The 25054-nt window shown below is 32.5% G+C and carries 20 protein-coding genes and 1 tRNA gene; 3 read left to right on the top strand and 18 right to left on the bottom strand.

What is annotated here, in order from left to right:
• Positions 1–167: 167 nt before the first annotated feature.
• Positions 168–1517: a Mur ligase family protein gene (locus FC55_RS03035; RefSeq protein WP_035149698.1), complete on the top strand. Its 1350-nt coding sequence runs from the start codon at positions 168–170 to the stop codon at positions 1515–1517.
• A 2-nt stretch (positions 1518–1519) separates the two neighbouring features.
• On the top strand, positions 1520–2224 hold the full coding sequence (locus FC55_RS03030; RefSeq protein ID WP_003699925.1) for a type 1 glutamine amidotransferase: 705 nt from the start codon (positions 1520–1522) through the stop codon (positions 2222–2224).
• A gap of 164 nt (positions 2225–2388) precedes the next feature.
• On the opposite strand, the gene FC55_RS03025 is transcribed toward FC55_RS03030, so the two are convergent.
• Positions 2389–3390 (bottom strand): serine hydrolase domain-containing protein, encoded by a 1002-nt coding sequence (locus FC55_RS03025; RefSeq protein WP_003699924.1) that lies wholly within the window; start codon positions 3388–3390, stop codon positions 2389–2391.
• A 92-nt stretch (positions 3391–3482) separates the two neighbouring features.
• Between FC55_RS03025 and FC55_RS03020 the strand changes: the two genes are divergently transcribed.
• Entirely contained in the window at positions 3483–3812 is a 330-nt protein-coding gene (locus FC55_RS03020) for a hypothetical protein (protein ID WP_003704574.1), read from the top strand.
• A gap of 80 nt (positions 3813–3892) precedes the next feature.
• Here FC55_RS03020 and FC55_RS03015 read toward each other — a convergent pair whose 3' ends face one another.
• The 17 genes from FC55_RS03015 to FC55_RS02935 all read right to left on the bottom strand — a co-directional run bounded on the left by FC55_RS03015 (position 3893) and on the right by FC55_RS02935 (position 24990).
• On the bottom strand, positions 3893–4633 hold the full coding sequence (locus FC55_RS03015) for an amino acid ABC transporter ATP-binding protein (RefSeq protein ID WP_003699922.1): 741 nt from the start codon (positions 4631–4633) through the stop codon (positions 3893–3895).
• Entirely contained in the window at positions 4633–6090 is a 1458-nt protein-coding gene (locus tag FC55_RS03010; protein ID WP_003699921.1) for an amino acid ABC transporter substrate-binding protein/permease, read from the bottom strand. Before FC55_RS03010 ends, FC55_RS03015 begins: the two co-directional genes overlap by 1 nt.
• A gap of 375 nt (positions 6091–6465) precedes the next feature.
• Positions 6466–6538 (bottom strand) — tRNA-Gln (locus FC55_RS03005).
• Positions 6539–6708: 170 nt separating this feature from the next.
• Entirely contained in the window at positions 6709–8538 is a 1830-nt protein-coding gene (gene lepA / locus FC55_RS03000; RefSeq protein WP_003699919.1) for a translation elongation factor 4, read from the bottom strand.
• A 144-nt stretch (positions 8539–8682) separates the two neighbouring features.
• Positions 8683–9816, bottom strand: coding sequence for a molecular chaperone DnaJ (gene dnaJ / locus FC55_RS02995; RefSeq protein WP_035149695.1), 1134 nt, complete (start codon positions 9814–9816; stop codon positions 8683–8685).
• Between the two features lie 140 nt (positions 9817–9956).
• A complete protein-coding gene (gene dnaK, locus FC55_RS02990; RefSeq protein WP_003699915.1) occupies positions 9957–11804 on the bottom strand; it encodes a molecular chaperone DnaK in 1848 nt (615 codons plus the stop codon).
• 38 nt (positions 11805–11842) lie between these two features.
• Complete coding sequence (grpE, locus tag FC55_RS02985; RefSeq protein WP_014568279.1) at positions 11843–12415, bottom strand: nucleotide exchange factor GrpE; 573 nt, start codon at positions 12413–12415, stop codon at positions 11843–11845.
• 20 nt (positions 12416–12435) lie between these two features.
• Complete coding sequence (gene hrcA / locus FC55_RS02980; RefSeq protein WP_003703155.1) at positions 12436–13488, bottom strand: heat-inducible transcriptional repressor HrcA; 1053 nt, start codon at positions 13486–13488, stop codon at positions 12436–12438.
• A gap of 120 nt (positions 13489–13608) precedes the next feature.
• Positions 13609–14565, bottom strand: a complete 957-nt coding sequence (gene ribF / locus FC55_RS02975) for a riboflavin biosynthesis protein RibF (protein WP_003699910.1) — start codon at positions 14563–14565, stop codon at positions 13609–13611.
• A gap of 12 nt (positions 14566–14577) precedes the next feature.
• Entirely contained in the window at positions 14578–15486 is a 909-nt protein-coding gene (gene truB, locus FC55_RS02970) for a tRNA pseudouridine(55) synthase TruB (protein WP_035149689.1), read from the bottom strand.
• Between the two features lie 69 nt (positions 15487–15555).
• On the bottom strand, positions 15556–15915 hold the full coding sequence (gene rbfA / locus FC55_RS02965; protein ID WP_003699907.1) for a 30S ribosome-binding factor RbfA: 360 nt from the start codon (positions 15913–15915) through the stop codon (positions 15556–15558).
• Positions 15916–15938: 23 nt separating this feature from the next.
• On the bottom strand, positions 15939–18152 hold the full coding sequence (gene infB / locus FC55_RS02960) for a translation initiation factor IF-2 (protein WP_003699906.1): 2214 nt from the start codon (positions 18150–18152) through the stop codon (positions 15939–15941).
• Between the two features lie 71 nt (positions 18153–18223).
• Entirely contained in the window at positions 18224–18529 is a 306-nt protein-coding gene (locus tag FC55_RS02955; RefSeq protein WP_003699904.1) for a L7Ae/L30e/S12e/Gadd45 family ribosomal protein, read from the bottom strand.
• A complete protein-coding gene (gene rnpM / locus FC55_RS02950; protein WP_003699903.1) occupies positions 18519–18818 on the bottom strand; it encodes an RNase P modulator RnpM in 300 nt (99 codons plus the stop codon). Before rnpM ends, FC55_RS02955 begins: the two co-directional genes overlap by 11 nt.
• A gap of 2 nt (positions 18819–18820) precedes the next feature.
• Positions 18821–19948, bottom strand: coding sequence for a transcription termination factor NusA (gene nusA, locus FC55_RS02945; RefSeq protein ID WP_003699901.1), 1128 nt, complete (start codon positions 19946–19948; stop codon positions 18821–18823).
• Positions 19949–19973: 25 nt separating this feature from the next.
• Positions 19974–20447: a ribosome maturation factor RimP gene (gene rimP, locus FC55_RS02940; protein WP_003699900.1), complete on the bottom strand. Its 474-nt coding sequence runs from the start codon at positions 20445–20447 to the stop codon at positions 19974–19976.
• A gap of 208 nt (positions 20448–20655) precedes the next feature.
• Complete coding sequence (locus FC55_RS02935; protein WP_035149686.1) at positions 20656–24990, bottom strand: PolC-type DNA polymerase III; 4335 nt, start codon at positions 24988–24990, stop codon at positions 20656–20658.
• Positions 24991–25054: the final 64 nt, after the last annotated feature.

Genomic DNA, 25054 nt, shown 5'->3' with positions numbered 1-25054 from the left:
CAACTCTTTTTAATTTTAAACTTTCAACATTCTTTAAATTTACAATATCTCTGCCTTTCAATATAGTCCTTTTGATATGCACAACCACAAATTTATGCTATCATATTTTTTAGTATTATTAAATTCTTATGTTTTTTTATCAAACATATATCTGGAGGAACTTTAAAATGAGTTTGAAAAGTTCAGTTGCCATTACGGCAGGAAAAACTTCACATTGGTTTTTACACAAATTTACAAATGGTGGTACTTCTTTACCTGGAAAGATTACTTTAGCTATTGATCCTGATGTTTTAAAAAGTCTAGCAAAAGATTATGAAATAGTTATCATCACAGGTACTAATGGCAAGACGTTAACTACTGCTTTAACTGTTAAAGTTTTAGGTGAAAAATACTCCAACATTTTAACTAACCCTAGTGGATCTAATATGAAACAAGGTATTGTATCCGCCTTTTTAACCGCTCAAAAAACAAAGAGTGGAAAAAAACTTGCAGTATTAGAAACTGATGAAGCCAATGTTCCAATTATATCTCAATATATATCCCCTTCTATCTATGTCATGACAAACTTATTCCGTGATCAAATGGATAGATATGGTGAAATATATACCACTTACGATAAAATATTAAAAGGTATTAATATGCATCCCGATGCACTCGTTATTGCTAACGGTGACGCTCCTATCTTCAATAGTAGAGAATTAAAAAATAAAGTTATTTATTACGGATTTGATGATAAAGCAGATAGAGAACAAATGGCACCGGCTAACACAGACAGTTTATTATGTCCTAAATGCCAACATATTCTACACTATAAGAATAGAAGTTACAGTAATTTGGGGAAATATTATTGTCCTAACTGCGATTTCAAACGTCCAAAACTTTCTTATCGAATGAACCGTATTCTAAGTCAAAGTCCTCAAAGCTCGACTTTTGAAATCGATAATACTAACATCTCACTTCATATAGGTGGAACATATAATATTTATAATGCTTTAGCAGCATATGCTGTCGGAAATGAATTAGGCGTTTCACCTCAACAGATAGCACATGCTTTAAGCAGTAACGATGAAAAAGTCTTTGGAAGACAAGAAGTTATCAAGATAGGTGATAAAGAACTAACATTGGTCTTGATTAAAAATCCAGTTGGTCTAGATCAAGTACTTGATATGATAAAAACCGATACAGAACCATTTTCTTTAGCAGTGTTATTAAATGCTAACTATGCTGACGGTATCGATACTAGCTGGATTTGGGATGGAAGTTTTGAATCTCTTCCATTTGATAAGATACCAGCTATTTTAACTGGTGGTGAAAGATATCGCGATATTACTTTTAGATTGAGAGTCGCTGGTGTACCTGAAGAAAATTTCTCTCAAGAAGAAAAACTTCCTGACGTGCTTGAAAATATTAAAAAAATGCCAACTAAGCATATTTATGTTTTAGCAACTTATACTGCTGTGTTACAGTTACGTAAATTATTATCTGAACAAGGTTATATTAAAGGAGGCATGGATTAATCATGAAATATTCACTAAATTTAGCTCATCTATACGGTGACTTATTAAACACTTATGGTGATATCGGAAATATCCTTGCTTTACGCTATTATGCTAAACAAATGGACACCAATTTAAAAGTTGATATTATCTCCTTAAATCAAGAATTTAATCCTGAAAAGTATGATATTGCCTTTTTTGGTGGTGGCCAAGATTACGAGCAGATGATTGTTTCAAAAGATATTCAATCAAAAAAAGAAGCATTGACTAAATATATACATGATGGCGGGCCAATGCTTGCCATTTGTGGTGGGTATCAATTACTAGGTCAATACTATATTGGGGCTGACGGTCAAAAAATTGAAGGTATTCATGCCTTAGACCATTATACTGAAAGTCAAGATAATAATCGTTTCATCGGAGATATTGTTATTAAAAACGAAGAAACTAACCAAGAATATCATGGCTTTGAAAATCATAATGGAGTCACATATTTAGGAAAAAATGAGCGACCTCTAGGTACTGTTGTAAGTGGACATGGAAATAATGGAAAAGACAAAACTGAAGGTGCTATTTTTAAAAATACGTACTGTTCTTACTTCCATGGACCTATCTTAGCTAGAAATGGTGAATTAGCTAAACGTATATTAATTACTGCTTTACAAAGAAAATATCCAGATGCTGATTTATCAAAACAACAAGCTCTAGAAATCAAACCTACCTACTAAAACAAATAGAGGCTAGGAAAATAGTCTCACTAGGAAAATAGTCTCAAGACTTAAAACCCGCTAGAAATCACGTTACTAAAAACGTTGATTCCTAGCGGGTTTTAATATAACTATTTTCTAAAATTCATCTGAAAATATAGTTTTTCCCAGCCTCCTATTATTTTTTAATTAATAATTTCATCAAGAAAAGTAGATATAATTATATCTCTTCTATCTAAAAAGATTTGATTATTAGAACTTGGATGAACCCTATTACTCAATACTATTAATCCACATCCACTATCTCTATCTATTAAAACGAATGTACCAGTATATCCTGTATGATAAATACATGGAACTCTATCGTTTCTATACCTTAAATCCCAGCCTAGCGATCGCCCCAAAGTCCCGTTAGGAGTCCAATCATTAAACAATTTAGATATTGTCTTGTCTTTTAATACTTTGTTTTTTGAATTATCTATAATCCAATTAGAAAACTTAATCAAATCATTTAACGACATAAATAGACCAGCTGATCCACAATATTTACCTAAAATTCTAGCTTTAGGATCATGTACAACCCCTTTCAAGACTTTACCATTTTTTTGAACCTCAGTAGGAACACACAATCTCGGATCCGGATTGAATGTACTTTCAAATAGCTGCAATGGTTGTAACACTTCTTGCGTTATAACTGTCTGTACAGGTTTATTATATATTTTTTGAATTATTTCTCCTAATAATATTAATCCTGTATCTGTGTATATCACTTTTTTTCCTAACCAGTCTCCTACTTTTAGAGTGTACATCGCCTTAATTAACTCTTGTGCATTTAGCTCATTTCGGTGTGGTATATACCCATTTAATGCTGAAGTATGAGTTAATAAATGTCTAATTGTAACTCTATCATCTTTAAATAATGGTAGATAATCCATCACTTTGTCATCAATTGATATCTTGTTATCTTCAACTAACTTTAAAATTACAGTCGTAGTTCCTACAACTTTAGTTAAAGAAGCCATATCATATAACATGCCTGCTTTTAGTTTTTCTACTTTAGGAATCAACTGACTGTTTCCTATAACTTTAGTTAATACTTCTCCGGGCTTTATTACAGCATATGATACACCAGGAACAATGTTGTCTTTATATAAATTTTCTATTAAATCACAAGTTCTTTCAAACATCCTATTCTCTCTTTTCTTTATTTTATATACTAAGTGTACTCTAAAAATGATACAATGAATATTAAATGATTGTGCAAAGGAGTTTTTGTGTTTTGGCAAGTAATTCAGATTCTCTATTCTTCATCTTATCTTATATTAAAAGACATCCTGATGATTTAGTAAAGGCCATTCCCGCTTACGATAATGTTATTAGACTATTTATTTCTGATAAAGTTAAGGTTTCAGATGCAGAAATATATTTCCCTGATAATAGCCTTATGGTTAATAGATTAAAGCTTGACTTCATTTCTCAACATGGAAAATTATTAGACGATTTCTTTCAAATGACTGGTCGCCAATTACGTGGATACCATGAAGTTTGGGCTAGTACGGCTCATTTAACTGATAGAAATGTATATCTTGTCGAATTATCTTATGAATAATAAAATAAAAATCGCTAAAGATCGCCATTATTAAAACAATGCAATCTTTAGCGATTATTTAATTCCAATCTTTTTATACTCTAGACATTAATTACTTTGTCTAAAAATGCTTTAGTTCTTTCATTTTGTGGATTATCAAATACCTCTTCAGGAGTGCCCTCTTCCATCACATGTCCATCAGCCATAAAAACAACTCTATCTGCAACTTCTTTAGCAAATCCCATTTCATGTGTTACAACAACCATAGTCATTCCATCTTTAGCTAATTCTTTCATTACTTCAAGAACATCTCCAACCATTTCAGGATCTAGAGCCGAAGTAGGTTCATCAAATAGCATAATATCTGGTTTCATTGCTAATGCTCTTGCTATAGCAACTCTTTGCTTTTGACCACCAGACAATGAAGCAGGCATTGCATCATATTTATCAGCTAAGCCTACTGTTTCTAATAAATTCTTAGCTACAAATTCGGCTTGTTCCTTTTCTAGCTTTCCGAGCTCTACTGGTGCCAAAGTAATATTTTCACCTACTGTTAAGTTATTAAATAGATTAAAGTGTTGGAAAACCATACCGATATTTTCACGTGCTTTATCTATATCAGTCTTAGGATCACTTATATCATGTCCGTCAATGATAATTGAACCACTCGTAGGTTCTTCTAATTTATTTAGACATCTCAACAACGTACTTTTCCCTGAACCAGATGGTCCAATTAAAACTACAACTTCATTATTTTTTACTTTAAAATTGATTCCCTTTAATACATGATTACTACCATAATTCTTTTTTAAATCTGTAACATCTACTTTTAAATCTGTCATTAGTTATTTATCCTCCGTTCAATCCATTTGGATAATAAAGTCAAAATTGTAATTATTAATAGGTACATTATTGCTATAATACCCCAAATTCTAAAACCTTCTAAGTTTCTGGCAATAATGATTTTACCAGTTTGAGTTAATTCTAATATACCTATAATAGATAAAATTGAAGTATCCTTTAATGTAATTATAAACTGATTAATGAAAGATGGAATCATAATTTTAACACCTTGAGGTAAGATAACTTTTCTCATGGATTTGCCAAATGAAAGTCCCAAACTTCTAGCTGCTTCCATTTGACCTTTATCTACGGCCTCAATTCCACCCTTCACAAAGGCTGCAGTATATGCACCTTCGTTTAAAGTTAATGTAATAATTCCGGCGATAAATGCTGGAATTTTTGATCCTGTTAAACTAGGAATACCATTGTAAATAAACAAAGCTAGAACTAACAATGGAAGTCCTCTAAAAATATAAATTATTGTTGTAGAAATACCTTGAGCAAACTTGTTTGGCACAACACCTAACATTCCTATTAGAATCCCAAAAATAGTTGCACCTATAATCCCAACTACTGTCAACTTTAAAGTTTCTACTATTCCATCTAAGAAGGCCTTTTTATTTTGTTTTAATAGTCCTAAGACAGTATGACTATCTTTACTTTTCTTTTCATTAGCCTCTTTAGTAGCTGAAATTGCACTTTTACCTGTATATTTTTCAATTATCTTTTGGTATTTTCCATTTTTCTTAAGTTTATCTAAACCATCATTGAATTTATTCATCAATTCCTGGTGTGTTCCTTTTTTTACAGCAAAACCAAAATTACCAGAATTAGCTGGTTTAGTTACTATTTTTAATCCTAAACCTGTGCTAATACCATATTCTAAAACAGCACTGTCTTCAAAACATGCAACAGAATTCCCATTTTTTACATCATTATACATATTATCTGAATCATCAAAAGTTACAGTCTTGAATCCATATTTATCTTTTATAGAATTAGCATAATCCGCACCTGAAGTCCCCGTTTTTATAGCTACTTTCTTTCCGCGTAGCTGTTTTAAACTTTTAATACTACTGTCAGGTTTTACAGCCATAACAATACCAGATGAATAATATGGTTTCGAAAAATCAAATTTTTGCTTACGTTCATCTGTAATTGTCATTCCTGCGATCATTCCATCAACTTGTCCAGCACTAACAGATTGCAAAGCAGCGTTAAAACCAATTGGCTTCAGATCCACTTTAAATCCTTCTTCTTTAGCTATAGCATTCATCAAGTCAATATCAATTCCGACATATTTATTACTATCATTTGCATATTCAAATGGTGGAAATGTTACATCAGTAGCTATTGTATATGTTTTTTCATCTGCATGAACTAACTGTGGTTTAACAAAAAATGAAAGAAAGATTAAACTACTAATAATACTTAAAAATGTAATAAACTTCTTCATGTTCGTTCTCCTTACTATGATTTATGAAAATATTATACCACAATATTGTCACAAAATGATACATGATATTTTGTTTAATAGATAAATTCAATATAAAAACATTGAAAATATATATTATTTCGTGAATATCCAAATTTAATGTTATATAAAGTTACAATGGATACTGATGAACTATGAACTAATCTAACTGTTATATTAGAAATATATTCCTATACACCTTATTTTTTTCTCATTGCTTTATGTGCGTTACTTTTAAATATTACATATAACTTATTAATTTCCAATCTATTTATAAATTTATTTTCAATAAAAAAATAAAAGGATAAATCTATGTAAGATTTATCCTTAAAATATAGTATTCAATTAATAAAAAGATTGGGCATACAGGGTTCGAACCTGTAAATTATGGATTCAGAGTCCACTGCCTTACCAATTTGGCGAATGCCCAAAATTATTCATCTATTATATTTTAGTTCTCCATTTTTTCTTTGTCAAGAGCATTCAAAAATATATTTAATATAAATTATATATTACCTACTTCATAACTTAATATAATTTTCCTATAAAAAAGAGTACTGGAATGTTATTAACTCATCCAGTACTCTAAAAAAATATATTTTACTTTATTTCTTCATCTGTCTTCAATACAGCCATAAATGCAGCTTGAGGTACATCTACTGTACCTACTGCTTTCATTCTCTTTTTACCACGTTTTTGTTTATCTAGTAATTTAGCACGTCTATCTGGATCACCAGTATGAATTCTTGCTGTTACATCTTTACGATAAGCTTTTATATTAGTTCTAGCTATTATTTTAGCTCCAATAGCAGCTTGAATAGGAATTTCAAAATTTTGACGTGGTATGATAGTCTTAAGTTTATCAACTATTACTCTACCTCTCGCTTGAGCAAATTGTCTATGAGAAATAAAACTTAGAGCATCTACTTTATCACCATTAAGAAGTATGTCTATTTTCACCAAATCACTTGGTCTAGTTCCATCTAACTCGTAATCTAATGACGCATAACCACGTGTGCTAGATTTCAACTTGTCGAAGAAGTCAAAAATTATTTCAGATAATGGTATTTCATAAATAACATTAACACGATAATCGTCTAGATAATCCATAGTTACAAAAGTACCACGTTTTCGTTGGCATAACTCCATTACAGCGCCAACATAGTCATTTGGTACCATTATCTCTGCTTTAACGTATGGTTCATTAATTTGCTTAATTAGTGGTGTTTCTGGCATTTCAGATGGGTTAGATACATTAATATGTGTACCATCTGTTAATTCAACATCATATGTTACAGAAGGAGCAGTTGTTATTAAGTCCATATTAAATTCTCGTTCTAATCTTTCTTGAACAACATCCATATGCAACAAACCTAAAAAACCACATCTGAAACCAAATCCTAAAGCTTGTGAAGTTTCTGGTTCAAACTCTAAAGCAGCATCATTTAATTGCAATTTTTCTAACGCTTCTCGTAAATCATTATATTTAGCGTTATCTGTTGGGTACAATCCTGAATATACCATAGGATTCATTTCACGATATCCTTCGAGTGGCTTTGCTGTCGGATTATTAGCATTTGTTACAGTATCACCTACTCGTGTATCCTGAATATCTTTTATACTTGCAGTAAGATATCCCACGTCTCCAGCCATTAAAAAATCTCTCTTTAATGGTTTAGGTGAATTCACACCAACTTCAACTACTTCATATTCGGCGCCACTATTCATCAAACGAATTTTATCACCAGGCTTTACAGTTCCTTCAACAACTCTAATACTTAGAACTACCCCTCGATAATCATCATAAACAGAATCAAAAATTAAAGCTTTCAACGGTGCCTCTAAATCCCCGTCAGGAGCGGGAACATTCTGCACTATTTGTTCTAACATTTCTTCAATTCCAATTCCCTTTTTAGCACTAGCCAAAACAGCTTCAGAAGCATCTAGTCCTATCACATCCTCAATTTCTTGACGAACACGTTCTGGATCTGCTGAAGGTAAATCTATCTTATTAATAACCGGTACAATTTCTAAATCATCATCTAAAGCTAGATATACATTTGCTAAAGTCTGCGCTTCTACCCCTTGTGCAGCGTCAACAACTAATACAGCTCCTTCGCAAGCTGCTAAAGATCTAGAAACTTCATATGAAAAATCAACGTGTCCCGGTGTATCAATCAAGTGAAAAATATATGTCTCACCGTCTTTTGCATGATAGTGCAATTCAACAGCATTTAATTTAATTGTAATGCCTCGTTCTCTCTCTAATTCCATTGAATCTAAAAGTTGATCTTGCATCTCTCTTTTGGTTACTGTATCAGTCATTTCTAAAATTCGATCAGCTAGAGTTGATTTTCCGTGATCAATATGTGCCACAATGGAAAAATTCCGAATATGCTTCTGACGAACTTTCATTTGTTCTAAATCCATGAGAACACTCCTACCTTTTCTAAATATCTAATTATTAATTATACCTTTTTTTTACATATAGGGTCAATTCATTTAATAATTCACCTTTAAACAAATATACCTTTGACTAACGAAGCCAAAGGTATATTTCATCAATTTATCTAATTATTTTTTTCGTTTAGTTTTTTTACTCTTAGACCAACGTTCAAAGAAACTATCATCACCACTAGGATCTTCACCCATAGAGTCAGCAAAAGCCTTTAATGCCTCTCTTTGCTTCTTATTTAAATTCTTAGGTGTTTCTATTTTGACTGTAACACGTTGATCACCATTTCCACCAGCTCTTAAATGAGGTGCACCTTTCCCACGAAGTCTAAATGTTGTTCCTGTTTGAGTTCCAGCTGGAATTTTCATTTTAACCTTACCATGAACTGTATCCACTTCAACTTCATCACCAAGTGCAGCTTGGACAAAACTAATAGGCAAACTCAAGTATATATCTGCCCCATCACGTTTAAACTTATCGCTAGGTGCAACAGAGAAGTAAATATATAAATCGCCATATGGTCCACCATTTACTCCGGCCTCACCTTGACCACTCAAGCGCATTTGATTACCATCTTCAACACCAGCAGGTACTGTAACTTCAATAGCATGTTGTTCATTTACATGTCCACTTCCGTGACAAGTGGAGCATTTTTCTTTTATTTCTTTACCAGTACCGTGGCACACATCACATTCTTGTTGAGACATCATTCTACCCAAAGGTGTCTGTCGTTGAACCTGAATAAATCCTCTACCATGACATTTAGAACATGTTACAGGTGATGTTCCTGGCTTAGCACCTGTCCCGCTACAAGTTTTACAATTTTCTTCTCTAGTATATTTAATTTCTGTTTTCTTTCCAAAGATTGCTTCTTCAAAAGTTAGATGCATTTCATATTGAAGATCTCTCCCTTGACGAGGGCCATTATTATTTCTGCTTTGACCACCACCAAAGAATGAACTGAATATATCTTCAAAGCCACCTGCTCCAGATCCACCAAAATCAAAGCCACCGAAACCTTGGCCACCACCAAAGCCTTGCTGTCCACCTGTTGTACCAAATTGATCATATTGTGCCTTTTTTTGAGGATCACTTAAAATTTCATACGCTTCATTTACTTCTTTGAATTTTTCTTCAGCACCAGATTCATGATTTAAATCTGGATGATATTTTTTTGATAGCTTACGATACGCACGTTTTATTTCTTGATCAGAAGCATCTTTAGAAACTCCTAAAACATCATATGGATTCATTTTTTTCTCTCCAATTTTCAAAGTACAAAATGACTTTCATTTTGCCAAATTTACACAACTAATTATAACTTAAATAGTTAATAAAGATAAAGCCACATGCATAAAAGCATATGGCTCAATCCTATTTTACAAGATAGATACTACTTATTTTCATCAGGATCTACTTCTTTAAAGTCTCCATCAACCGTATTATCATCGTTTGTAGAGTTATTAGCTGAAGTATCACCTTGTGCACCACTAGCTTGTTGAGCCTGTTGTGCTTGTTGATACAATTTTACAGACATATCTTGAATTAACTTAGTTAACTCATCTTTCTTAGCTTTCATTTCATTGATATCATTTTGTTCTTGAGCTTTCTTTAGAGCATCACGCGCATCTTCAACACTCTTAACTTCATCTGCAGAAACTTTATCTTTAACTTCTTTCAAAGTCTTGTCTGTTTGGAATAATAATTGATCTACTTCATTACGCAAGTCAACTTCTTCCTTACGTTTCTTATCAGCAGCTTCATTTTCTTTAGCTTCCTTAACCATACGATCAATTTCTTCATCAGACAAACCAGATGAACTCTTAATAGTAATCTTTTGTTCTTTATTTGTTCCTAAGTCCTTAGCAGAAACATTAACAATACCATTTTTATCAATATCAAATTTAACTTCAATTTGTGGTACACCACGAGGAGCAGCAGGAATATCTGTTAATTGGAAACGACCTAACGTCTTATTATCTGCAGCCATTGGACGTTCACCTTGAAGAACGTGAATATCCACTGCTGGTTGATTATCAGCTGCTGTAGAAAATACTTGAGACTTAGATGTTGGAATAGTTGTATTACGATCAATTAACTTAGTAAATACGCCACCCATTGTTTCAATACCTAATGATAGAGGTGTAACGTCTAATAAAACAACATCCTTAACATCACCGGTAATAACTCCACCTTGAATTGCAGCACCCAAAGCAACAGCTTCATCTGGGTTAACTGATTCATTAGGAGTATGTCCTGTTTCAGCCTTAACAGCTTCCTTAACTGCAGGAATACGTGTGGAACCACCAACTAAAATAACTTCATCAATATCAGCATTTGTTAATCCTGCATCAGCTAAAGCGTTACGTACAGGAATCTTTGTTCTTTCAACCAAATCTTCAGTTAATTCATTAAACTTAACACGTGATAATGATGTTTCTAAGTGTAAAGGACCAGCTTCACCAGCAGCAATAAATGGTAGTGAAATTTGTGCTTCTGTTGTACCAGATAAGTCCTTCTTAGCCTTTTCAGCAGCATCTTTCAAACGTTGCATAGCCATTTTATCTTGAGATAGATCAATTCCATTGTCAGCTTTAAAGTTTTCAACTAACCAATCAATGATCTTATTATCAAAATCATCACCACCAAGATGTGTATCACCATTAGTTGATAGAACTTCAAATACTCCATCACCTAATTCAAGGATAGAAACGTCAAAAGTACCACCACCAAGGTCAAATACTAAAATACGTTCATCTTTATCTAATTTATCAAGACCATAAGCTAAAGCTGCAGCTGTAGGTTCATTAACAATTCTTTCAACTTTCAAACCCGCAATCTTACCTGCGTCTTTAGTTGCTTGACGTTGTGAATCGTTAAAGTATGCAGGAACTGTAATAACAGCTTGTGATACTTCTTCACCTAAGTAACTTTCAGCATAATCTTTAATGTATTGTAAAATCATTGCTGAAATTTCTTGTGGAGTATATTCCTTGTCTTCAATCTTTACCTTATAGTTTGCATCTCCCATATGACGCTTTATAGAAGATACTGTATTTGGATTGGTAATAGCTTGGCGCTTAGCTACTTCACCAACTTGTGTTTCACCATTCTTGAATGATACAACTGATGGAGTTGTTCTATTACCTTCTGGATTTGTTATAATTTTAGGATCTTTACCTTCTAGTACAGCAACAGCTGAGTTTGTTGTACCTAAATCAATACCAATGATTTTTGACATAAATGTATTACCTCTTTTATAAAAATATTAATTACTACTTATTGAGCTACAACAACCATCGCTGGTCGTAGTACTCTATCTTTTAGCATATATCCGTCTTGGAAAACTTGTACTATAGTTTCAGGTTCTTGACCTTCTTCAACAGGAACTGTTTTTACAGCTTGGTGTAAGGTAGGATCAAATACCTTTCCTAGAGAATCTATCTTAGTAACATTATTATTTTTCAAGGCTTTTTCCATATCACGAGCAACCATTTCAATACCCTTTTTCAGTTGCTGTGATGCATCATTATCTACTTCAATTTCTAAAGCACGGTTTAAATTATCAATAACTGGTAAAATGTCACGGGCTAAATCTTGACCCTCATATTTCAACAACATTTCCTGCTCTTTCTTAAAACGTTGTGTCATATTAGCCATTTCAGCCTCAGCTCGTAAATATTTATCTTCAATATCATCGTACTTCTTTTGAAGTTCATCTAATGCTTTTGAAGAATCATCTGTCTCCTCTACTGATTTTTCATTCTCAACAGATGAAGCTTTATCATCTTCTTTAATTTCTTTTTCAATATCTTCATTTTGCTCAGAAGCTTTTACTTTTTCTTCAGACACATCGCCACCCCTTTCAATTATCACTTATCAAAATTTCGGTAATAATCAATTAATTTTTTAGTTAGCTCTTTTTGGAAAACTTCAACCAATCCTATCATCTTAGAATAAGGCATGTTAGTAGGTCCTAAAATAGCAATCATGCCACGACCATGACTCCCAACATTGTAAGTTGCCGATACGAGACTGTAATCTAACAATAACCTATCAGACATCTCATCACCTATTTTAACCGAAATTCCATGATGATCATGTGGATTAGTCGTATTATCTACTAACCCACCAATCTTATCTGATTCATCATCAATTAATGAATACAGGGATTTGATCTGTTCTAAATTATTACCGTTAGCAAAATTCAACAAATTTCGCCTTCCACCAATATAAAACTGCTCTTTGATAGCTTTATCTAAGATTCCACCAAATACATCGATAAATCCATCAGATTTTTCAATATATTTAGTAAGTAACGGCTGCAATTCTTGTAGTTTAGAAGTGACTTCACTAAGGGAAGAACCTACCAATTTATCATTAATTAGCCTAATAACAGCTTCTAGAGACTCTCCATCTATGTTATTAGGTAAATTATAAATTTGGCTTTCAACTGATCCATCACTGGCAACGAGAATAACCATTACTTGGCCATTTCCTAATGGTACCATCCTGAATCCTTCGAGTTTTAAATCACTAGCTTCTGGTCTCAAAGTTATCGCCGTATAATTAGTTAAATCAGACAATATCTTTGCAGACATTTCTATTATTTCATCAACTCTACGATATTCATTTCCAAATAGAGATTGAATACTTCTTACAGATTTCGAATCTATTTTAACAGGTTTAACTAAATTATCAACATAATAACGATATCCCTTAAGGGAAGGAATTCGACCAGAACTAGAGTGCTCTTTAGTTATAAAACCTTGTTTTTCAAGAACTGCCATTTCATTTCGAATAGTAGCTGAACTAACACGTATAGGTAATTGTTCTTGCAAAGTTTTAGAACCAATAGGCTGTCCTAAATCAGTATAATCTCGGATTATTGTTTCCAAAATCAACAACTGTCTTTCAGTTAGCAAACCAACCACCTCTTTTAGCACTTAACACATTAGAGTGCTAAGTCAATTATTAATATAACCTAGTTAATAGGATTAGTCAAGAGTTTTAGACAAAAAATTAGCAGAGCAACCCTATAAGTGCTAATTTTTTTTCAAGTCTCCAAAAAAGACCTCAGTATCTCTTTTATCTTTATTTAATTGATCTATTAGTTCCTCAACACTATCAAATTTCACCATTTCTCTTAAAAATTTATACCATTTAACAATAACTTTTTCTCCATAAACACTTTTATCAAAATTAAATAGGTTTATCTCAACTGTTTTTTCTAAATCATCACCAAATGTTTCATTATGCCCTATAGATGCCATTCCTTCATACCATAAATTATCTTTATCTATTTTCACTTTAACAGCATATACACCCTCTCCTAAAATACGTTCATTCTTAGGGATAGAAACATTTAAAGTTGGAAATCCTATTTTTCTTCCTCTCTTAAAACCATGTTCAACAGTTCCATGATTTTCATATTGATATCCTAATAGCAAATTAGCAGCTTCCACATTCCCGCTATCTAAATCTTTTCTTATTTGAGTAGAACTAATTTTTTGATCATTGCGTTGTAAGTGGTCTACAGTTATTATTTCAAACCTTCCTTTTGCAAAATCCGAAATAGTATCCATATTAGCAATATCATGTTTTCCATAAGTATAGTCTTGGCCTGCAACAACACATATTGCATGTAACCCTACTACATACTTATCTATAAAATCTTGTGGTGAAAGATAAGCTAAATTTTCATCAAACTTAACAACATAAGCTATATCTACACCTAAATTTTTAAAATGTTCTAGTTTTTCATCCAACATTGTTAGATATTTAAACTTTTCACCATCAATATTTTGAAAGATGATTTTTGGATGTCTGTCAAAAGTCATTACTGCAACTTTTACACCTAAACTTTTTCCTTTTTCTATAGCTCTTTTTATTACTTCTTGATGTCCACGATGAACTCCATCAAAAAAACCTAAAGCTAATACAATTGGAGAATCAACAATTGCATTTTTATCATAAGGTTCCTTCAATTTTACGATTTTCATCTATATCCCTTCCTAACTTAAATCTATCATTCTCTCAGATTGATATCTATTTTTTTCTTTATTATATTGATAAATACATCTAATTCTATCATCATAGAAAAGATTCACTCTATCGTAATCTTCTTTAAAAGTATTTACGGATAAAAAGCCTCCATTTTTCACTATCTTCCATTGTTCTAATTTCAAATCATATCTTGGTAAATCTTTAACAGCATAATCAATAGGATATAATGATTCAGATAATTTATTTTCATGTGCTAATTTTTCTAATTGTGATAATGACTTCGCCATTCCAATTTGAAAGCCACCACTTTTAAGCCTTGTCAAATCACTCATAACAGCTGGAACACCTAATTTTTTTCCAACATCTACTGCTAAAGTTCTAACATATGTACCCTTACCACAACCGACTTCAAAATATATAGTTTGCTGTCCTTTTTCTTTATCAAATTTTGAAGGGAAAATTTGTTTAAAATATTCTATATGAACTCTTCTTTCTGGAATATCTACTTTTTCACCAGCTCTAGCATACTCATATAATTTTTTACCGTTAACTTTTATAGCAGAATATATAGGCGGAACCTGTATTATATCACCTATAAAACTAGACAAAATTTCATTTATTTTCTCATCTGAAAATGGTTCAGAAAGTTTTACTTTCGAAATTATTTCGCCTTCCAAATCTTCAGTAGTAGTAGCAAATCCCAATGTTATTTCGCCTTTATATACTTTACCTGAATCCATTAAATAATTAACCACTTTTGTAGCTTTTCCCACACAAATCGGTAAAACACCATCGACTTCAGGATCTAAAGTTCCACTATGTCCTATTTTTCTAGTCTTAAAAATTTTTCTACATTTTATGACAGCATCATTACTAGTCATTCCACGTTCTTTATACAAAGGTAGAATTCCATCCATTAAAAAATCCCTCCAAAAAAGAGAGTACGATTTAACAACCATACCCTCTTAAATACTTTCTTAAAAATACTAAAATTTATCTGTACTGTGAAGTTTTCTAAGAAGCTCATCGATATGATCTCCATATTGAACAGACTTATCACGTTCAAATTTAATTTCAGGAGTTACATAAATACTTAAACGATGACCAAGTTCGCCTCTAATCAAACTAGTTGCTTTATCCAAACCAGTTTGCACCTTTTTCTCATCAGAAGCCTTATCTGATAAAATACTATAATAGATAGTAGCATGTTGTAAATCACCAGAAACTTCTACACCTGTAATAGTTACATCTTTAACTCTTGGATCTCGCACTCGTTTAAGTAAGATATCATTTACTTCTCGTTGAATTTCTTGAGATAATCTTCCTACACGAAAATGTTGTGCCATAATTTCCTCCTGTATAATAAAGATTAATCAACTGGAACTTCTTCCATAATGTATGCTTCAATTTGATCTCCAACTTTTATGTCATTATATTTTTCAATCATCAATCCACATTCATATCCTTGTTTAACTTCTTTAACGTCATCCTTGAAGCGTTTCAAAGAAGCTAATTTACCTTCATAAATAACAATTCCATCACGAATTACACGTACACCACTATCGCGGCGAATATACCCATCAATAACATATCCACCACCAATTGTACCTAATTTTGAAACTTTGTATGTTTGGCGTATCTCTACTTGTCCTGTAATCTTTTCTTGATATTCAGGTTCTAACATACCTTTCATAGCTGTTTCAATTTCATCAATAGCTTTATAAATAACTCGGTGTAAACGTATATCAACATTATCTGATTCTGCTTGTTGTTTAGCTAATGGTGTAGGACGTACATTAAAACCAACAATGATAGCGTTAGATGCTTCTGCTAATGTAACATCACTTTCATTTATGGCACCTACTGCTTGGTGAATAATATTTACACGTACACCTTCAACATCAATCTTCTTAAAACTTTGTGCTAAAGCTTCAACAGATCCTTGAACATCAGCTTTTATAATAACTCCAACTTCTTTTAATTCTCCTTCTTTAAGAGTATCAAATAAGTTATCTAGAGTAACATGATTTGTTTGACTACGTTCTTTCAATAAAGCTCTTTCGGCACGTTTTTCACCTGCAGCTCTAGCGGTCTTTTCATCCTCAAATGTAATAAATCTATCACCAGAATCCGGTACTTCATTCAACCCTGTAATTTCTACAGGTGTCGCTGGTGTAGCTTTTTTAATATCATGTCCACGAGCATCCACCATTGTACGTACACGTCCAAATGTATTACCCACAACAATTGGATCACCAACATGTAACGTACCTTGTTGAACTAACAATGAAGCTACTGAACCTTTTCCTTTATCCAAACGGGCTTCAATAACAGAACCTGCCCCTCTTTGGTTTGGATTAGCATGTAATTCTAACATTTCTGCTTCTAAAAGAATCATATCTAATAATTCATCTAAGTTCTTACCAAATTTTGCAGATATCTCTACAAAAATTGTGTCTCCACCCCAGCTTTCAGGAATTAATTCATATTCCGTCAGTTGTTCCATTACATGGTTAGGATTTGCACCTGGTTTATCAATCTTGTTAACAGCTACAATTATAGGTACACCTGCAGCTTTAGCATGATTAATAGCTTCAATAGTTTGAGGCATAACACCATCATCAGCAGCTACAACTAAAACAGTAATATCTGTAATATCAGCACCTCTAGCACGCATGTTAGTAAATGCAGCATGTCCTGGTGTATCTAAGAAAGTTATAATCTTATCATCATGTCTTACTTGATAAGCACCAATATGTTGTGTAATACCACCAGCTTCGCCTTCAGTAACATGCGTATGACGTAATTTATCAAGTAAAGTTGTCTTACCATGGTCAACATGTCCCATAATAGTAACTACTGGAGGACGTTTTTCTAAATGCTCAGTGTTGTTTTGTTCTTCTTCAAAGAACTTATCAATATCAGACACATCCACTTCAACTTTTTCTTCTGCATTAATACCATAATCAGCAGCTAAAAGTTCAATTGTATCTTTATCTAGGGATTGGTTCTGGTTTACCATTACCCCCATCATAAATAACTTCTTAATAATTTCTGCAGGTTCTCTATGAATTTTTTTAGCAATATCAGCTACATTCATCCCTACAGTATAAACCAATGTTTCTGGCAATGGCTTATTTTTTCTTGGTGGAACAGGATTTCCCTTCTTAAAATTATTATTACGTTTATTATTGTTATTACGTTTATTTTTAAATTTATTATTAGAACGATTATTTCTATTATTACGTTGTCCGTTCTTTGCATTATTATTTTCTTTCATACTACTACCAGATCGCTTTCTATTATTTTTATGCACATTCTTATGATTATTTTCGTCTTTACTCCCTGTATTACTTTTTTGTACCTTTTTGGAATGAAAATTATCTTTATTTTTATTATGTTGTATGTGCTCTTTTTTCTTTGCTTTTAGACTTATACTTCCACGAATTTTATTCTGTTCATTTTCATCTAATGCTGACATATGGTTTGTAACTTTAAAATCATATTTTTTAGCAATTTCTATTACTCTCTCACTACTTATACCTAACTCTTTAGCCAATTCATAAATACGTTTTTTTACCATATTATCACGCTCCTAATTTAGTACCCTAACTTCAGAAGCCCTATCGCATTAAAATAAGAATGAACAATAAATTAATCAGATAATAGTTCTTTCATTCTATTTGCAAATCCAATGTCATTTACAGCAATAACGGAACGTTTTTGTCCAATAGCTGAACTTAACTCTTCTTTTGTGAAAGACTTACATAAAAATACATTGTAACTCTTACACTTATCAGTAAATTGTTTCAATGAATTTTTTCCGCTATCACTAGCAACAAAAACAATATTAACTTTGTTGCTTCTAATTCGCGATAAGACTAATTCTTGCCCTGTTACTAATTTACTAGCTCTTCTAGCTAAACCTAATAAATTTAATACCTTTATCCTATTTTCCATTACCAAATAATTTTGCTCTTTCTACTTGATGATCAACATATGCAATCAATTCATCATAAAAATCATCAGAAATACTAATACCAAAAGTTTTATCAAAAGTCTTATCAACTTTTGCTTTTTTTGCTACATCAACATTTAGATGGATATATGCACCTCTACCAGATTTTTTCCCAGAAGGGTCTATGCTTACCTCGCCTTCCTTATTTTTAACAACACGGACTAATTCCTTTTTAGGTACCATCTCACCTGTAACAATGTCTTTTCTCATAGGAATTTTACGTTGTGCCATAATTATTCCTCCTCAATTATATTGGAAGAAGAGTCTGACATCAATTGATCTTCATCATCAATATCATTATTATCAGCTTCCACGTTATTTAAATCAGCAGCATCGCTTTCTGATTTAATATCAATTTTATAACCTGTCAATCTTGCAGCTAATCTTGCATTTTGTCCACGTTTACCAATTGCTAAAGACAATTGATCATCTGGTACAACAACTGTACAAGCATGCTCATTTTCATCATCAAAACGAACGTCTAATACTTTAGCAGGATTCAAAGCATTAGCAATGTATTCTGCTGGATCTTCACGCCATTCAACAATATCCATGTTTTCACCTTTTAGTTCATTTACGATAGCTTGTACACGTTCACCTCTTGGTCCTACACATGTTCCAACAGGATCTACACCATCTTCATTAGAACGAACAGCTACTTTAGCACGATCACCGGCTTCTCTAGAAATTGAAACTATTTCTACAGTACCATCAAAAATTTCTGGAATTTCTTGTTCAAATAAACGTCTTAACAAATCTGGATGAGAACGGCTTACAAATACTTGAGGTCCTTTTGATGTGTTTTCAACTTTATAAATGTATACCTTAATTTTATCATGTGACTTGTATTCTTCACCTGGAATTTGATCTTGACGTGACAAAACAGCTTCAATTCTACCTAAATTAACGTAAACAAATTTATTATCTCTACGTTCTACTTCACCTGTAACAATTTCTTGTTCATATTGAACATATTCATTATAAATAACTTCTCTTTCTTCTTTACGAACACGTTGCATGATTACTTGTTTAGCAGTTTGTGCTGCTATACGCCCAAAATCTTTTGGTGTAACTTCTTCACGGATAGTATCACCAATTTCATAAGCTCTATTAATTTCAAGAGCAGATTTCAAACTAATTTCTAACTGAGAATCATACACTTCATTTACTACTTCTTTAACAGCATAAACATGGATATTACCTGCAATCTTATCAAATTCAACTTCCACATTTTGAGCTTGACCATAATTACGCTTATAAGCTGAAACTAAAGCTGCTTCTAATGCTTCAATCACAATTTCTTTCTTTACACCTTTTTCAACTTCTAAGGCATTTAATGCGTTTAGTAATTCCTTACTCATTGTTCTATTATCTCCTTAATAATTATTAAAATTTAATTGCCAAACGAGCTTTTGCGATTTTATTTCGATCAAAAGTCTTAGTTACTGTCCTTGTTTTTACTCTATATTCCAATGTCAAAGTTTCTTTGTTTAAATCAACCATAGTACCTTCATAAACTTTTTGTCCATCAATAGCTTGATAAAGAGAAATATGAATATACTTATTTAATGCACGTTCATAGTCTTTCTCTTTCTTTAAAGGCCTTTCAGCACCTGGTGATGAAACTTCTAGATAATAAGCTTGTGGTATTGGATCTGGGTCACAACTATCTAATTTTTCACTGAGTTTATCACTCACCAAGGCACATTCTTCAATGTTAATTCCATTAGGTTTATCAATATAAACTCTTAAATACCAACTTTTTCCTTCTTTTACAAATTCTACATCAACTAATTCAAAATGATTTTCATCTAGAATAGGGGTTACCAGATTAGTTACTGTTTCAACAACACTACTCACTTATGAGCCTCCTTCAACTAAATTAAAGCAATACTTCAGCAGAAATAGAACCAAAGTAAACTATTCCAACAAAAAGAGTGAGCATTTCTGCTCACTCTTTACGAGTTATCTAATATAACTTAGTTTAACATAGCTAAAATTAGAATACAAGAATTAACATTGCTCTGTTTTTCTTATTATACTGAGAATTTCTAAGTTTATTTAGTAGTTAAAATAAGCTTAATTGATTTTCATCTGGTAAATCATCCAATACATGATTTTCTGTCATAAAATCAATCAATGATTGAGATACTTTTCCCCTCTTACTTAGATCTTCTTTTGAAATAAATTCTTGTTCCTCTCTTGCAGCAACAATTTGCTTAGCTACGTTTAGTCCTAAACCAGGGATTGCTGTGAAAGGTGCCAATAATGTTCTTCCGTCTTCTTGAATAGTCCAGTTCTGAGCATCAGACTTATTAATATCTACCATACTAAAATCGAAACCTCTTTCTAACATTTCGTTAGCAATTTCTAATACTGTTAAAAGATTTTTCTCTTTAGTTGTTGCTTCATTTCCTTTTGAATTTATGAGTTCCATCGCATTTTTTACAGCTTCTTTTCCTCTAGACATTGAAACCAAATCAAAATCATCCGCACGTACTGAGAAATATGCTGCATAGTAAACAAGGGGATAATAAACTTTAAAATATGCAATTCTTAGTGCCATCAAGACATACGCAGCAGCATGTGCTTTAGGAAACATATACTTAATTTTTAAGCATGCTCCGATATACCACTCAGGAACATCTGCTGCTCTCATATCAGCTTGCCACTCATCTGGTATTCCTCTACCTTTTCGTACATGTTCCATAATCTTGAACGCTTTATCAGACTCAACACCCATATGAATTAGATCCATCATAATATCATCACGACATCCTATAACGTCTGGCATTGTTACAGTCCCATTTTTTATTAATTCTTCTGCATTTCCCAACCAAACATCTGTACCATGTGATAATCCTGAAATTTTTAATAACTCTGCAAATGTTTTTGGATGGGTCTCTTCTAACATTCCTCTAACAAATCGAGTACCAAATTCCGGAACACCCAATGTCCCTGTCGAAGATTGAATCTCTTCAGGAGTTACACCCAAAATATCTGTTCCTGAGAACAAAGCCATAACTCCAGGGTCATCTGTAGGGATAGTTTTAGGATCTATTCCAGATAAATCTTGTAACATCCTTATCATCGTAGGATCATCATGACCTAAAATATCTAATTTCAAGATGTTATCATGAATCGAATGAAAATCAAAGTGAGTTGTACGCCAAGCAGCTGTTAGGTCATCTGCTGGATATTGTATTGGAGTAAAGTCATAAATATCCATATAATCAGGAACAACAAGAATTCCTGCAGGATGTTGCCCTGTAGTTCGCTTTACTCCAGTAGCTCCCTTAGCTAGTCTATCTATTTCAGCACCTCTGAAATTTTGTTCAGTATCTCTCTCATAAGCTTTAACATAGCCATAAGCCGTTTTATCAGCTACCGTACCAATTGTTCCAGCACGATAAACATTATTCTCACCAAATAAGACTTTCGTATAATTATGTGCAATAGGTTGATAGTCACCAGAGAAATTTAAATCTATATCTGGAACTTTATTTCCCTTAAAACCTAAGAAAGTTTCAAAAGGTATATCTTGTCCATCTTTTATTAATTCTGTACCACAATTAGGACAGTCTTTATCCGGTAAGTCGTAACCAGAACCATACTCACCTTTTTCATAAAAATGCGTCCACTTGCATTTTGGGCATCGATAATGTGGTGGCAATGGATTAACTTCTGTAATACCTGTCATTGTTGCAACTAAACTTGACCCAACAGATCCTCGAGAACCTACTAAATATCCATCTTTGTTAGATTTATACACTAATTTTTGTGAAATTAGATAAATTACCGAAAATCCATTACCAATAACAGATTTTAATTCCTTATCCAATCTCTTTTGAACTATTTCTGGTAAAGTATCACCATACCAGGCATGTGCTCTATTCATAGTAAGATCATGTATGTCTTGCTCTGCACCTTCCATTTTAGGTGTATAAAGTTTATCTTTAACAGGAGTAATTTCTGAAATTTCATCTACTAACTTATTAGGATTGGTTACCACAATTTCTTTTGCTATATCTTCTCCTAAAAAGCTGAATTCTTCTAACATTTCATCTGTAGTTCTAAAATGTGCATCTGGTAATTTTTTTAATCTATTTAATGGGTTAGCTCCTGCTTGAGAATGGATTAATATCTTTCGATAAATTGCATCCTCTTTATTCATAAAATGAACATCTCCAGTAGCAACTATTGGTTTATCTAGTTCGTGGGCTAATTTGACCATATTTGTAATAATTTCTTCAAGATTATCATTATCTTTAACTAATTCTTGTTCTAATAATGGTTCATACAACGGCTTTGGTTGAACTTCTAAATAATCATAAAATTCTGCTTTTTGCTTAGCAATTGTATATCCCTTCTGCATCATTGCTGTAAATACTTCTCCATCAGCACAAGCAGACCCTACTATAAGTCCTTCACGATATTTTTCTAAAATTGAACGTGGTACTCTTGGAACTCTATAGAAATACTTAACCATAGATTCTGAAGTTAATTTAAAGAGATTTTTTAGCCCTTCTTGTGTTTTTGCTAAAATTATTGCATGCGATGGATGCTCGTGTTTATACGCATCATTTTCTCCAACATGCTTATTAAAGTCATCATGATATAATATTTGTTTCTCTTCAGCATCTTTTAACATAGCATAATATATAAAACCAGTAGCTTCAGCATCATATATAGCTCGATGATGATGTTCTAATTTTATATTCAATTTTTTAGCTAATGTATTAAGCCTAAATCCCTTCATTTCAGGATATAAATATCTTGCTAACGGTAATGTATCAATCCAAGGTTCCTGTATCATTTCCATATTATGACGTTCGTATCCTGTATTCATGAAATCTACGTCAAAAGTAGCATTGTGTCCTACAATAATGCAATCTTTACAAAATTCTTTGAATAACCTAAAAACTTCTTCCTCACTTTTAGAACCTCTTACCATGTCATCAGTAATACTTGTTAAATTAATTGTAGTCTGTGAAAGAGGATGACCGGGATCAATAAATTCTTCAAACGTATCAATAACATTTCCTTTTTCCATTTTTACAGCAGCAAGTTCTATTACTTTATCATATTGTGCTGACAAACCTGTTGTTTCAGTATCAAAAATAACATATGTTGCATCTCTCAAGTTTTTGTGTTGCTCATTATACGCAATAGGAACTCCATCATCTACAATATTTGCCTCAACACCATAGAGAATCTTGACATTATTTTTTTGCCCAGCAGCATGTGCTTCAGGAAATGCCTGTAACGTCCCATGGTCTGTAATTGCAATAGCTTTATGTCCCCACTCCGCAGCTTTAGATACGTATTCTGTAATGCTATTAGTAGCATCCATCATACTCATATTAGAGTGAAGGTGTAATTCAACTCGCTTTTCATTTTCAGGGGCCGTATCTTTTCTACTCTCATGTTTTATTTCATTCAAATCATATGCATTAATAACTAGGTCTCTCATATAGTTATCTTCTTGAACACTTCCACGCACCTTAATCCAGACACCAGAATTTATAGCATCGAACATTGCTTCATCTTCTTCAGTTCGTGAAAACTTCTTAACGACAAATGATGAAGTGTAATCTGTAACTTCCAGGATTAATAATTTTCTTCCTGAACGTAACTCTCTAACTTCTTTGTCGAACACGTAGCCTTGAACTGTAACTGAACGTTCTTCTTCAGTTATATTAATCATTTGCGTAATTTCTTGATCAGGTGAAATTTTCTTTCCTAGTTGGACCGGCCCTTCTATACTAGGAACTTCTGCTTTAGATTTTTCTCTTTGTTCACTTTGTTTCTTTATGGCTTCTACAGCTTTTTGAGCCAATTCGGCATCGCTCTTAGCTTTCTGTTCTTTAATATTCTCAATTATCTCCTGAGACTTAGTTTCATCAACTAGAGTATTAACTGAAAATTTAGGAAACCCTATCTTGTGATATGTTGATTCTAATGGACCTAAAGCTTGATCTACTAAAAAACGTTTTACAATTTCATTTTCTGCCAGTAAAATTACTCTATTATTATCTAAATATGGTACTTTACTTCTGGAAAGTTCTTGTATAAATGATGATTGAATACCACTATTAAATACAACCCATTTCCAATAATCTCCTAACTTTTGATTCGTTATAATGGGATTTTTTGTATGCAAAGTGATGTCAACTTTGGCAATATCTTTAAACGCTAACTGTAGTTGCTGATAAAATTGGTAAAATACTTCATATGGCAGTATATCTTCTATCTGTAAATGAAAATTCCAAACTTTACTCTCTACATGAACTTCAACTTTTTGAATTTCTGCATTCGTAAATACCTCTTCAAACCCACGTTTATTTTCCCAATTAATCTGTCTTAATAATTTCTTAAATAGATCTTGTTTATTGGTTTCCAAAGAAGTAGCTCCTTTCCCCAAATTCTTAATTTCAAAAAAAATAGTAACTGAGAAAAATTTAACA

This window comes from Ligilactobacillus salivarius DSM 20555 = ATCC 11741, from assembly GCF_001435955.1.
GTDB classification, from domain to species: Bacteria; Bacillota; Bacilli; order Lactobacillales; family Lactobacillaceae; genus Ligilactobacillus; species Ligilactobacillus salivarius.
The sequence above is the reverse complement of the archived record's forward strand: the minus strand, read 5'-3'. Positions and strand labels throughout refer to the sequence as shown.